Here is a 12,005-nt window from a genome sequence, read left to right on the forward strand (position 1 = left end):
CTGAATGTACATGAGCAATTGATTGAAAATAGAGCTATGGATCACAAAAGAGCAATTGACCATTAAAATTACTTTTGACCAAAGCAGAACAAAAAGTTGCCTGCCATAACGGCAAACGCCACAATGAAAAGAGACGCCACTGAAATATTGTTGCCACGTTGTTAACGTAAGGGCCTGAAAATCATAATGAAAGAAGACGACATCCGATTTGACCAAAAAGTCAGAGCCGCATGGATGTATTATGTTGCGGGTCAGAACCAAAGTGAGATTGCGGCGTTGCTCGGCACATCACGGCCCGTAGTACAGCGCCTGATTGCGGCAGCAAAAGAAGAAGGTATCGTTTCTATCGGACTTCATCATCCGGTGGCTGCCTGTCTTAACTACGCCTCGCTATTGAAAGAAAAATATAAACTTCACGAGTGTAATATCGTGCCGACCTTTGCCAGCGAGTCTACGCTGGATAGCGTTTCTTACGGCTGCTATCAGTTAATGTCGCAATATTTGAAGGGCACCAGCGCCAAAGTCATTGGCATCGGCTCAGGTTTGACGCTGAAAAAAACCATAAAACGTATTGATTTCGAAAGCAAAAACAGCAAATGCGTGGCGCTGATCAGCGCGATGGATGAAAACGGCCAGTGTAACTACTACGATGATGTTCCGCTGTTGCTGGCGCGGAAAATCCAGGCGAACTATTTTCAGTGGCCCGCGCCGCGCTACGCAAAATCGCTTGCGGAACACAAAATGTGGTCCACCAACCGCCTGTTCGAAAGCGTCACCTCGGTGGCCGATCATGCGGATGTCATTTTTGTCGGTATTGGTGCGCTGGGCACCCAAAGTCCGATTTTTAAAGATGGCTTTATTAACCTTGAACAATTGGACGATTTGCGCCAGCGCGGGGCTATTGGTGAAATCCTTGGACGCTTTATTGATGCCGAAGGCCAGGTGGCGGAGTCCGATAGTAACCGGCTGATCACCAGCTATGATATCCGCCGCAACAGCCACCCGCGCATCGCCGTGGCCTGCGGCGAGGACAAGCGCCCGGTGATTCTGGCCGCGCTAAAAGGCGGCTGGATCAACGGTCTGGTAACCGATGAAGGGACCGCCCGCTGGCTGTTAACCCAGTAAACATAGCGGTCAGGAAACAAAAATCGGCGGGATCTCCCGCTGCTGTTTCTGCACGTCTCCGGCATCGATGATCTCAAAGACCGCCTTCAGCATGGCGGGCACATCCTGCCTCACCATTTCGATGTCGTGCCCCAGCAGGGTAACGAACGGGTCCCAGTCAAAACAGCCCATCGGCGGCTGATCGTGACCGCGATATCCCGCCTGCGTCAGCCAGCTTACAACGCCTTCCAGCGAGATCGTGGAGTTAACAAACAGACCGCCGGTGTGTTTCTCTCCCGCGCTGAAAAATGTGCGTAGCGCCAGCTCCGCTTTATGCGGCGCATAGCCGCAGGCCAGCATGTTCTCCCCGGGCAGCGTGAGACCCGCCTCCTGATGGGCGTCGCGAAAACCGCGCAGACGCTCGCGGGTGTTGTGATCGGATCCGCGTCCGCCCACGAACACCAGCGGGCGTTTTTCGCCGTAGCGTTTCTCGCTGTTCGCCAGGATACGCCGGGTCAGCTCCTTCGCGCCCGCGTAGTTATCCGAAATGACCGAGGGGGCAAGCGTGCCCGGCAGATCGAGATTTAGCGTCGGCACCCCGGACGGCGCACACAGTTCGGTGATTTTATCCGGATCGGTCGCCCCGGTGGCAATCAGCCAGTCCACCTGCCAGGAGAGCATCGTGCGCGCGGCTTCCAGCTCCAGCACCGGATCGCGGCGCGTACAGGTAATGATCGGAAACAGGCCGCGCTCACGCGCCATCGCCTCAAAGGTTTCGACAATCGAGCCAAAGTAGCGGTTATCGTACTTGGGCACGATCATGCCGATAATTTTTGACCGGTTACTGCGTAGCAGGCTGGCCTGCCGATTCACCGCGTAGCCCTGCTCCTGCGCGATTCGGGTTACCTTTTCCGCCAGCTGCGCGCTGATGCGCCGTTTTTTCCAGTTGCCATTGAGGATCGCACTCACCGCGCTGGCGGAAACGCCCGACAGCTCGGCCAGATCGTAGATAGTCGTTTTCCTGCTTTTTCCGATCCCGGTCACAAATATTTCTCTCCGTTTATCGCGAAACTTGCGCTTGTTTTTTGAAAAGTGCTAAATCAGCTTCATCGATTGAGCATGTTGCGCAAATCGCTGGCATTATGCAGGCAGAGGCGAAGAAAAACCAGCCTGAATTTGCTTAAAAAGCTATATTTTTCATCGACATGAAAGATAAAAAACCCTCACGACTGTACCCTACGTGCGGCCGAAATTTTCATCAGATTTATGAAGGATTATAAAATGAATTCGTCTGTAGTTTCTATGAATAGTCCACTGGCGGGTAAAGTCGCCGCGGTTACCGGTGCTGCTTCCGGTATTGGTCTGGAATGTGCCAAAACGCTGCATCAGGCAGGGGCAAAAGTGGTGCTGATTGACCGCGACGGGGAAAAGCTGAAGAAGCTGGTTGCGGAAATTGGCGAGAATGCGTTTGCTTTACAGGTCGATCTGCTCAAGCCGGCTGAAGTGTCCGGCATGCTGGACGGTATTCTTGAGCTGGCGGGCGGGCTGGACATTTTCCACGCCAATGCCGGGGCTTACATTGGCGGGCCGGTAGCCGAAGGCGATCCTGACGTCTGGGACCGGGTGCTCAACCTTAACATTAATGCCGCCTTCCGCTGCGTTCACGCCGTGCTGCCGCACATGATTGCCCAGAAATCCGGCGACATTCTGTTTACCAGTTCTATTGCGGGCGTCGTGCCGGTGATCTGGGAACCTATCTACACGGCGTCTAAATTTGCGGTACAGGCATTTGTTCATACCACTCGCCGCCAGGTCGCACAGCATGGGGTGCGCGTTGGCGCAGTGCTGCCGGGGCCGGTGGTGACTGCCCTGCTGGACGACTGGCCGAAAGCCAAAATGGATGAAGCGCTGGCCAACGGCAGTCTGATGCAGCCGATTGAAGTGGCGGAAGCCATTCTGTTTATGGTGACGCGCTCGAAGAACGTCACCGTCAGGGATCTGGTGATCCTGCCTAACAGCGTCGACCTCTGATGGCATGCCGGGAGCCTGTATGAATTACGATAGCAGAACCATTATTGGCGTTGACGTCGGTTCGGGAAGCGTGCGCGCGGGGATTTTCGATCTCAACGGTACCCTGCTCGCCCACGCCACCCGCCCTATCACCCTGTGGCGCGAGGCGGGACACATCGTCGAGCAGTCCAGTCGCGAAATCTGGCAGGCGGTCTGCCAGTGCATTAAAGAATCTGTCGCCCGTTCCGGCGTTGCGCCCACAAGCGTGGCGGGTATTGGTTTCGACGCCACCTGTTCGCTGGTGGTGCTCGACGGCGAAGGCAAGCCGTTGCCAGTCGGGCCGTCTGACGATCCGGACCGCAACATTATTGTCTGGATGGACCATCGCGCCACCGAACAAGCCGAGCGTATTAACCAGACCGGGCACCCGGTGTTGCAGTACGTTGGCGGTAAGATTTCACCCGAGATGGAAACGCCAAAGCTTCTGTGGCTGAAGGAACATCGCCGCAAAATTTACGACCGCGCCGGACAATTTTTTGATCTGGCGGATTTCCTGACATGGCGCGCCACCGGCGATGCGGGACGTTCAACCTGTACCGTCACCTGTAAATGGACCTATCTGGCGCATGAAAAACGCTGGGACCCGGATTATTTTCGCACTATCGGCCTGGGCGATCTGGCAGATGAAGACTTTGTGCGCATTGGTCAGCGTATTATGGAGCCGGGAACACCGTGCGGTAACGGTCTCACGCAGGAAGCCGCGGACGAGATGGGTTTGCCGGTGGGCACGCCGGTCGCTATTGGTATGATCGATGCCCATGCGGGCGGGATTGGTACCGCTGGCGTCGATCGCGGTGCGCTGCATAATATGGCCTGGGTGTTCGGCACCTCAGCCTGCACCATGATGTCGACGGAAAAACCGGTCTTCGTGTCCGGCGTCTGGGGGCCGTATTACTCGGCGATGGTGCCGGGCCTGTGGCTGAATGAAGGCGGCCAGAGCGCGGCGGGCGCGGCGATTGATCAACTGGTCGCTTTCCACCCTGCGGCGGCGGAAGCTCGCGAGCTGGCCACCGCCGCTGGCGTGCCGCTGCCGGTTTTCCTGGCCGATCGGGCGCTGAAAAGCGTCAGTTCGCCTTCAGCGGCGGTGACGCTGGCACTGGGGCTGCATGTTGTCCCTGAGTTTTTAGGCAACCGGGCGCCGTTTGCCGATCCGCATGCGCGGGCAGCCATTGCCGGGTTAGGCATGGAGCGCGATCTTGATAACCTGGTCGCACTGTACGTCGCGGGACTGTGTGGCATCGGCTACGGCTTACGCCAGATCCTCGAAACGCAGGGTGAGAACGGGATCAAAACCGAGAAAATCGCCATTAGCGGCGGGGCCGGGCAACATCCGCTGGTGCGTCAACTGCTGGCTGACGCCTGCGGCCTGCCGATTTTAACCACCGTCTCCAGCGAGCCAGTGCTGCTGGGCTCGGCAATCCTCGGGGCTGTGGCAGGCAACATGTCGCCGTCGGTAAGCGATGCGATGGCGCGCTTCACGGTGCTCGACAAGCAGTACGATCCCGATGCCGGGCAGCAAACCGTTCACCAGGAGCGTTATGAAGCCTATAAGTTGTTGCAGCAAACCGCACGCAAGCTGCGGGAGTTTTAAGCGGTGAGATTGCCCGGCGGCGAATGCGCCGCCGGGCAAACGTGGCACAGGGCCTGCGTTACCGTCAGGCGATACTGATCTTACCGTCCAGATACACATCCTGCACCGCGTTAATCAATTTCACCCCGTCCGCCATCGATTTCTTAAACGCTTTACGCCCGAGGATCAGCCCCATCCCACCGGCGCGCTTATTAATCACCGCGGTACGCACGGCGTCAGTCAGGTCGGTTTCACCGCCGTCTGCGCCGCCGGAGTTGATCAGCCCGGCGCGGCCCATATAGCAGTTTGCCAGCTGATAGCGCACCAGATCGATGGGATTATCACTGGTCAACTTGCTGTAAACGCGATCGTCGGTATAGCCGAACTTCACTGCTTTATAGCCGCCATTATTCTCGGCCATTTTCTGCTTAACAATATCTGCGCCAATAGTGGCGGCCAGGTGGTTGGCCTGCCCGGTCAGATCGGCGGAAACGTGATAATCCACACCGTCTTTCTTAAAGGCAGAGTTACGCAGATAGGCCCATAACACCGTCACCAGCCCCAGTTCATGCGCGCGTTCAAAGGCGGCGGAGATCTCTTCTATCTGTCGGCGCGACTGCTCAGAGCCAAAATAGATCGTCGCCCCTACCGCCACGGCCCCCATATTGAACGCCTGCTCAACGCTGGCATACAGCGTCTGATCGTATTCAGTCGGATAGCTAAGGGTTTCGTTGTGATTCAGTTTTACCAGAAAAGGAATGCGGTGCGCGTAGCGACGCGACACTGAGGCCAGTACGCCATAGGTTGAAGCCACGCAATTACAGCCCGCCTCCAGCGCCAGCTCCACGATATTCCTGGGATCGAAATACAGCGGATTCGCCGCAAAGGAGGCACCGGCGGAGTGCTCCACGCCCTGATCGACCGGTAAAATAGAAAGGTATCCGGTTCCTGCCAGACGTCCGGTATTATAGAGCGTCTGCATGTTTCGCAGCACCGCTGGCGGACGGTTGTTATCCACCATAACGCGATCAACATAATCGTGTCCGGGTAGATGAAGTTGGTCGGATGGAATGGTCATACAACGATGCTGTAACAGGCTGTCGGCGTCTTTGCCAAGCAACTGCGCAATATCAGTCATAACTATGCTCCCGTTTGTTCCGACATCGCGTCGGATGTGGGTTTTTCCTGTCCCGCCTTATGCGGGCAGCACTAAGTCTGGTACCAGGTTGACTATTTTTCCATCTTTAAGGCCATTTTTGCCGGCATCATCTGGCACGCCTGAAAGACAGTAAAAGTGTTAAGCCGGTCAAACTTTCATCTCAAAGGTATTTAAAAGGTATTATTGAATGGTATCTTCATTACGTACCTTACCTGTCATGAAGGATTTAAAGATGAAAACTACAGTTAAGCTGTCGTTCATGATGTTCATTGAGTGGTTTATCTGGGGCGCATGGTTCGTTCCACTGTGGCTTTGGCTGAGTAAAAGCGGCTTCAGCGCCGGGGAAATTGGCTGGTCGTACGCCTGTACCGCAATTGCCGCTATCCTGTCGCCAATCCTGGTCGGTTCGCTTACCGATCGTTTCTTCCCGGCACAAAAAGTGCTGGCGGTGCTGATGTTTGCCGGAGCGGTGCTGATTTACTTTGCCGCGCAGCAAACCACCTTCGCCGGTTTCTTCCCGCTGCTGCTGGCCTACTCGCTGACCTATATGCCGACCATTGCGCTGACCAACAGCATCGCTTTTGCTAACGTGGCGGACGTTGAAGGTGATTTCCCACGCATCCGGGTGATGGGCACTATCGGCTGGATCGCCTCCGGTCTGGTCTGTGGATTCCTGCCGCAGATGATGGGCTACAGCGATATTTCGCCAACCAATATTCCGCTGTTAATCACCGCCGCCAGTTCAGCGCTGCTGGGCGTTTTTGCGTTTTTCCTGCCGAATACACCGCCGAAAAGTACCGGAAAACTCAGCCTGCGCGTGATGCTGGGGCTGGACGCGCTGATCCTGCTGCGCGACAGAAACTTCCTCGTATTCTTTGTCTGCTCATTCCTGTTCGCTATGCCGCTGGCCTTCTATTACATTTTTGCCAACGGCTACCTCACCGAAGTCGGCATGAAGAATGCGACCGGCTGGATGACGCTCGGCCAGTTCTCTGAAATCTTCTTTATGCTGGCGCTGCCGTTCTTTACCAAACGCTTTGGTATTAAAAAGGTACTCTTGCTTGGTCTGGTGACCGCGGCGATCCGCTACGGGTTCTTTGTTTACGGCGGTGCCGATCAGTATTTCACCTACGGGCTACTGTTCCTCGGCATTCTGCTGCACGGCGTGAGCTACGATTTTTATTACGTCACCGCCTATATCTATGTCGATAAAAAGGCGCCGGTACATATGCGTACTGCCGCGCAGGGGCTAATCACCCTGTGCTGTCAGGGCTTTGGCAGCCTGCTGGGCTACCGGCTCGGCGGCGTAATGATGGAAAAAATGTTTGCTTATTCGCGGCCGGTGAATGGACTGACCTTTAACTGGGCCGGAATGTGGGCGTTTGGTGGCATTATGATCGCCATCATCGCCGTGCTGTTTATGTGGTTGTTCCGTGAATCGGATAAAGAAATCACCGCCATAAAGGTGAACACCGATGAGCGAGATATTGCGCTTACACAAGGGGAATCTAAATGAAATATGAACGTATTCTCGGTGCTCTTTACGGGCAGGCATTAGGGGATGCGATGGGCATGCCATCAGAGCTGTGGCCGCGCTCGCGAGTGAAAGCTCATTTTGGCTGGATCAACCGCTTTTTACCCGGTCCGGCGGAAAACAATGCTGCCTGTTATTTTAACCGGGCGGAGTTCACCGACGATACGTCAATGGCGCTCTGTCTTGCGGATGCGCTCCTGGCGCGTGAAGGCCAGATCGACCCGGACCTGATTGGCCGAAACATCCTCGACTGGGCGCTGCGTTTTGACGCCTTTAATAAAAACGTTCTCGGCCCTACCTCAAAGATTGCCTTAAACGCCATTCGCGACGGCAAGCCGGTGGCGGAACTGGAAAATAACGGCGTTACCAACGGGGCCGCGATGCGCGTTTCGCCGCTGGGCTGCCTGCTTCCGGCGCGCGATCTGGATACCTTTATTGATGCGGTGGCGCTGGCTTCCAGCCCGACACACAAATCGGATCTGGCGATTGCCGGTGCCGTGGTGGTGGCATGGGCGATTTCCCGGGCCATCGACGGCGAGGCGTGGCACAGCATTGTCGATTCCCTTCCCGCGATTGCCCGCCACGCGCAGGAAAAACGCATTACCACCTTTAGCGCTTCGCTGTCCGCGCGTCTGGAGCTGGCACTGAAAATCGTCCGCGAGGCCGATGGCCCTGAATCCGCCAGCGAAGCGCTGTATCAGCAGGTCGGTGCAGGCACCAGCACGCTTGAATCCGTTTCCTGCGCCATTGCGATGGTCGACCTGGCGCAGACCGATCCTAATCGTTGTGCCATTCTTTGTGCCAATCTCGGTGGCGATACCGACACCATCGGCGCGATGGCCACCGCGATTTGCGGGGCGCTACACGGCGTGCAGGCGATAGATCCGGCGCTGAAACAGGAGCTGGACGCGGTAAATCAACTCGATTTCGGGCGCTATGCGACAGCGCTGACGCGCTACCGCCAGCAGCGGGAGGAAGCATGAATGCCGGATTACTGCGGGAGAAACTGCCGACCCTGAACGCGCGCCGTCCGGTCACGGTGGTCGGCGCAGCGGTGATCGACGTCATCGCCGATGCTTACGCCCTGCCCTGGCGCGGCTGTGATATCGAACTGAAACAGCAAAGCGTCAATATCGGCGGCTGCGCGCTAAATATTGCCGTGGCGCTGAAACGACTTGGCGTTGCGGCCAACAACGCGCTGCCGCTCGGCCAGGGCGTGTGGGCGGAGATCGTGCGCAATAATCTGGCGAAGGAAGGCCTGACGAGCCTGATTGACAATGCCAGCGGCGATAATGGCTGGTGTCTGGCCCTGGTCGAGCCGGACGGCGAACGCACCTTTATGTCGTTCAGCGGCGTGGAAAACGCCTGGAACGCCGGGTGGCTGGAAAAACTAGATGTTGAACCCGGTAGCCTGGTGTCGCTGTCCGGCTACCAGCTGGCCTCCTCCTGCGGTGAGCTGCTGGTAAGCTGGCTGGAGGGATTACAGGAGGTCACGCCGTTTATCGATTTTGGGCCGCGCATCGCCGATATTCCCGCCCCGCTGATGGCACGGATCATGGCCTGCAAGCCGCTGGTGTCGGTGAATCGACAGGAGGCGGAAATCGCGGCAGACGCTTTTCACTTCAGCCGCGAGACGGCGGCGTTTGGCGCAGCCTGGCTGGAGAAATTTAACGCGCCGCTGATCGTGCGTCACGATAAAGAAGGCGCGTGGTATTTCAGTCATGAAGGTCAGGGAAACGTCGCCGCGTTTCCGACGGTGGTTGTCGATACCATCGGTGCGGGAGACAGTCATGCGGGCGGAACGCTGGCCGGACTGGCGAGCGGCTGGTCGCTGGCGGATGCCGTCATGCTCGGCAATGCAGTGGCGGCATGGGTCGTCGGGCACCGGGGCGGCGACTGCGCCCCCACCCGTGAGCAATTACTCCTCGCAGACAAAAACGTATAGATCGCTGCGGCAGTAGCTGATGCTGTACTCAATGGGCCGTTGTTGTTGATCGAGCGCTACCTGCTTTATCACCAGCACCGGCACTTTGCTTTCCATCTGAATGTGCGACTGAAACTCCGCGTCCGGCATCCGGGCACTGACCCGCGAGCGGGTGCGCTGCGGAAAAATGTGCTGGCTGCGAAAGTAGTCATACAGCGACACGCCGATGGCATCAACATCGTGGATCAGCTGCACGGGCACCCAGGACTCTTCAATAGAGACCGCCTCTTCATCAACATAGCGAATACGCTTAAGCAGAAAAACATCGCTTTGCGCGGCAATCGCCAGCTGTTGCGCGACCTCTTCCGGACATTTGACGATCCGCTTGTTGACCCACAGCGTATCCGGCTTCTTACCGCGCAACACCACCTGCTGAGAAAAGCCCCGCGCCTCTTTCAGTGAATACTCGAAGATATTATTGATTTGCGTCCCGTAGCCGCGGGCGCGCGTCACCACGCCCTCTTCCTCCAGCGTCTGCATCGCTTTACGCACGGTGATCCGCGAGACCCCGGTGAGCTGACTGAGATCCCGCTCGCCGGGCAAAATATTACCGTGTTCAAGCGCACCGCTACGTACCGCATTTTTGACTGTTTCTGCGAACTTCAGGTACAGCGGCGTGTGATCGGCAGCGGCGATGCGCTCATTAAGCTGGGCAATAAGCCGGGTATGCGCTTGTTCCATTTATCTTTTCCAGGCTTCGGGTCTGGTGGAAGTATACTCCTTTTACCACCACGCGTGAAAATGATGTACCGGACCAATACCTTTCCCGACCTCCAGCGAGTCGGCCTGCGCCAGCGCGGCGGAGAGCCATTCCTTAGCGTCCTTCACCGTATCCGCCCAGTTGCTGTGACGCGGGCGCAGCGCGGCCAGCGCCGCCGAGAGCGTGCACCCCGTACCGTGGGTATTTTTGGTCATAATGCGCGGCGCGTTGAAGCGCTGCTCGCCGTCGCGGGTAAACAGCCAGTCCGGGCTGTCGGCATCGGCCAGATGACCGCCCTTCATCAGCACCGCGCCGCAGCCCATAGCCAGCAACGCGCGCCCCTGCTCCAGCATTTCACGTTCGTTACGGGCATGAGGGGCATCAAGCAGCGCGGCGGCTTCCGGCAGGTTTGGAGTGATGACAGAAACGTGCGGCAATAAGCGCCTGCGCAGGGTGTCGACAGCGGCGGCAGACAGTAGCGGATCGCCGCTTTTCGCCAGCATCACCGTATCCAGCACTACGCTCTGCACCTGATAACGTTGCAGCCGCTCGGCCACCGCCTCGACGATATCCGCGTCAGCCAGCATACCTATTTTAGTGGTATCAATGCGGACATCGCTAAAAACTGAATCAAGCTGTGCGGCAACAAACTCCGGCTCAATGCGATAAACCGACTGCACGCCGCAGGTATTTTGCGCCACCAGGGCGGTAATTACCGTGCAGCCGTATGCGCCAAGGGCGGAGAAGGTTTTCAGATCCGCCTGAATCCCCGCGCCGCCGCTCGGATCGGTGCCAGCGATGGTCAGTGCGTTGATCCGTTTCATACCTGCACCTCCGCGTCCAGCGTCCACAGGGCGTCGAGAAAGGCCGGGATAAAACTGCCGGCACCGGCGCTTTGCTGCGCGGCGGTCAACCCGGCCTGTTTAATGAGCGCGCAGGCAGAAGCCACGTTTTCCAGCCTGTCACCGGGTAATGCGCAACTGGCGGCCACCACCGCTGAAAGCGCGCAGCCGGTGCCCACCACGCGGGTCATGAGCGCATCGCCCCCGGCGATGGCCAGCGTGCGGCTGCCGTCGGTGACGTAATCCACTTCCCCGGTGACGGCCACAATGGTCGAGGCTTCTCTGGCAAGCGTGCGCGCGGCTGGTAGCGCGGCGCCAGCAGTGTCGGTGGTGTCAACACCGCGCCCGCCTGCGCTCATGCCTGCCAGGGCGAGGATCTCCGAGGCATTACCGCGTATCGCAGCAGGCCGCAGCGCGATAAGCTCCCGGCAAAAGCGGCTACGTAATGTGAGTGCGCCCACGGCTACCGGGTCGAGCGTCCAGGGTTTTTGCGCCGCACTGGCGCTGACGACCGCCGCTCGCATCGCCTGCGCACGTTCCCCGGTCAGCGTGCCGACGTTAATTAACAGCGCGTCAGCGATGGCCGCAAACTGCGCGGCTTCCTGCGCATCAACGACCATTGCCGGCGATGCACCGAGCGCCAGCAGGACATTTGCGGTAAAGGTTTGAACAACATCATTGGTCATACAATGAACCAGCGGAGAACGGGTTCGAACGTGGTGTAGCGCGTGGGCGGTAGCCGTGCGGCTGTGCAGGTCAGGTTGCATAATTATGCTCCTGCCAGACGGTGAAGAAGGGACTTCTTTACAGGAGTCAGACTTCCCTACGCTGGCATTATCCAGATCAGGTGGTACGGGTATTTCTCAGCCTTCACCAGGAAGGGCACCCCGAGTCATCAAAATTCAAAACGTGCGATTAATGATGGTCATTAATCCCAGACCGGGATAATAATGCCAGCGGAAAAGCTTGTAAACGGTAAAAGCGGTGCGCCTGTGCTTTTCAGGCCAGAGACATGAGACGCTGGCAACCGCTGCCAGCGTCC

Annotated in this window: 11 protein-coding genes and 1 riboswitch; of the genes, 6 read left to right on the forward strand and 5 right to left on the reverse strand. The window is 57.5% G+C overall.

The annotated features are described in order from the left end of the window. Positions 1–183 precede the first annotated feature (183 nt). Positions 184–1,125: a sugar-binding transcriptional regulator gene (locus tag P0H77_RS14045; protein ID WP_276165139.1), complete on the forward strand. Its 942-nt coding sequence runs from the start codon at positions 184–186 to the stop codon at positions 1,123–1,125. A 9-nt stretch (positions 1,126–1,134) separates the two neighbouring features. Here the strand turns inward: P0H77_RS14045 and P0H77_RS14050 are convergent, their stop codons facing one another. Beyond that, positions 1,135–2,148 carry a LacI family DNA-binding transcriptional regulator gene (locus P0H77_RS14050; protein ID WP_276157475.1) on the reverse strand — a complete coding sequence of 338 codons (1,014 nt, stop codon included), beginning with the start codon at positions 2,146–2,148 and terminating at the stop codon, positions 1,135–1,137. A 237-nt stretch (positions 2,149–2,385) separates the two neighbouring features. On the opposite strand from P0H77_RS14050, the gene P0H77_RS14055 reads away from it, so the two are divergent. Further along, positions 2,386–3,135: an SDR family oxidoreductase gene (locus tag P0H77_RS14055; protein ID WP_276157476.1), complete on the forward strand. Its 750-nt coding sequence runs from the start codon at positions 2,386–2,388 to the stop codon at positions 3,133–3,135. 19 nt (positions 3,136–3,154) lie between these two features. Beyond that, positions 3,155–4,765 carry an FGGY-family carbohydrate kinase gene (locus P0H77_RS14060; RefSeq protein ID WP_276157477.1) on the forward strand — a complete coding sequence of 537 codons (1,611 nt, stop codon included), beginning with the start codon at positions 3,155–3,157 and terminating at the stop codon, positions 4,763–4,765. A gap of 64 nt (positions 4,766–4,829) precedes the next feature. Here the strand turns inward: P0H77_RS14060 and fbaB are convergent, their stop codons facing one another. Continuing rightward, entirely contained in the window at positions 4,830–5,882 is a 1,053-nt protein-coding gene (fbaB, locus tag P0H77_RS14065; RefSeq protein WP_276157478.1) for a class I fructose-bisphosphate aldolase, read from the reverse strand. A gap of 253 nt (positions 5,883–6,135) precedes the next feature. Here fbaB and P0H77_RS14070 point away from each other — a divergent pair, with 253 nt between their 5' ends. Genes P0H77_RS14070 through P0H77_RS14080 form a run of 3 tightly spaced genes read left to right on the forward strand, consistent with a single transcriptional unit; the run spans position 6,136 to position 9,382 of the window. Further along, positions 6,136–7,419, forward strand: coding sequence for a nucleoside permease (locus tag P0H77_RS14070; protein WP_276157479.1), 1,284 nt, complete (start codon positions 6,136–6,138; stop codon positions 7,417–7,419). Then, a complete protein-coding gene (locus tag P0H77_RS14075; protein WP_276157480.1) occupies positions 7,416–8,420 on the forward strand; it encodes an ADP-ribosylglycohydrolase family protein in 1,005 nt (334 codons plus the stop codon). Before P0H77_RS14070 ends, P0H77_RS14075 begins: the two co-directional genes overlap by 4 nt. Next, a complete protein-coding gene (locus P0H77_RS14080) occupies positions 8,417–9,382 on the forward strand; it encodes a PfkB family carbohydrate kinase (protein WP_276157481.1) in 966 nt (321 codons plus the stop codon). Before P0H77_RS14075 ends, P0H77_RS14080 begins: the two co-directional genes overlap by 4 nt. On the opposite strand, the gene P0H77_RS14085 is transcribed toward P0H77_RS14080, so the two are convergent. Genes P0H77_RS14085 through thiM form a run of 3 tightly spaced genes read right to left on the reverse strand, consistent with a single transcriptional unit; the run spans position 9,356 to position 11,730 of the window. Then, the gene (locus P0H77_RS14085) at positions 9,356–10,102 is read right to left on the reverse strand and encodes a GntR family transcriptional regulator (RefSeq protein WP_276157482.1); all 747 of its coding nucleotides are present in this window, start codon (positions 10,100–10,102) and stop codon (positions 9,356–9,358) included. The genes P0H77_RS14080 and P0H77_RS14085 overlap by 27 nt on opposite strands. A gap of 42 nt (positions 10,103–10,144) precedes the next feature. After that, entirely contained in the window at positions 10,145–10,945 is an 801-nt protein-coding gene (gene thiD, locus P0H77_RS14090; protein WP_276157483.1) for a bifunctional hydroxymethylpyrimidine kinase/phosphomethylpyrimidine kinase, read from the reverse strand. Further along, positions 10,942–11,730 carry a hydroxyethylthiazole kinase gene (gene thiM / locus P0H77_RS14095; RefSeq protein ID WP_276157484.1) on the reverse strand — a complete coding sequence of 263 codons (789 nt, stop codon included), beginning with the start codon at positions 11,728–11,730 and terminating at the stop codon, positions 10,942–10,944. The genes thiD and thiM overlap by 4 nt, the downstream gene beginning before the upstream one ends. A gap of 36 nt (positions 11,731–11,766) precedes the next feature. Beyond that, positions 11,767–11,863, reverse strand: a riboswitch (TPP riboswitch). Between the last annotated feature and the right edge of the window lie 142 nt (positions 11,864–12,005).

Origin of the sequence: Superficieibacter sp. HKU1 (genome assembly GCF_029319185.1) — a bacterium.
Lineage (GTDB): Bacteria > Pseudomonadota > Gammaproteobacteria > Enterobacterales > Enterobacteriaceae > Superficieibacter.

Excerpts from the sequence above, each read along its gene's own strand:
- P0H77_RS14055 (WP_276157476.1), top strand. The coding sequence starts at position 2,386 with ATGAATTCGTCTGTAGTTTCTATGAATAGTCCACTGGCGGGTAAAGTC.
- P0H77_RS14060 (WP_276157477.1), top strand. The coding sequence starts at position 3,155 with ATGAATTACGATAGCAGAACCATTATTGGCGTTGACGTCGGTTCGGGA.
- fbaB (WP_276157478.1), bottom strand. The coding sequence starts at position 5,882 with ATGACTGATATTGCGCAGTTGCTTGGCAAAGACGCCGACAGCCTGTTA.
- P0H77_RS14070 (WP_276157479.1), top strand. The coding sequence starts at position 6,136 with ATGAAAACTACAGTTAAGCTGTCGTTCATGATGTTCATTGAGTGGTTT.
- P0H77_RS14075 (WP_276157480.1), top strand. The coding sequence starts at position 7,416 with ATGAAATATGAACGTATTCTCGGTGCTCTTTACGGGCAGGCATTAGGG.
- P0H77_RS14080 (WP_276157481.1), top strand. The coding sequence starts at position 8,417 with ATGAATGCCGGATTACTGCGGGAGAAACTGCCGACCCTGAACGCGCGC.
- P0H77_RS14085 (WP_276157482.1), bottom strand. The coding sequence starts at position 10,102 with ATGGAACAAGCGCATACCCGGCTTATTGCCCAGCTTAATGAGCGCATC.
- thiD (WP_276157483.1), bottom strand. The coding sequence starts at position 10,945 with ATGAAACGGATCAACGCACTGACCATCGCTGGCACCGATCCGAGCGGC.
- thiM (WP_276157484.1), bottom strand. The coding sequence starts at position 11,730 with ATGCAACCTGACCTGCACAGCCGCACGGCTACCGCCCACGCGCTACAC.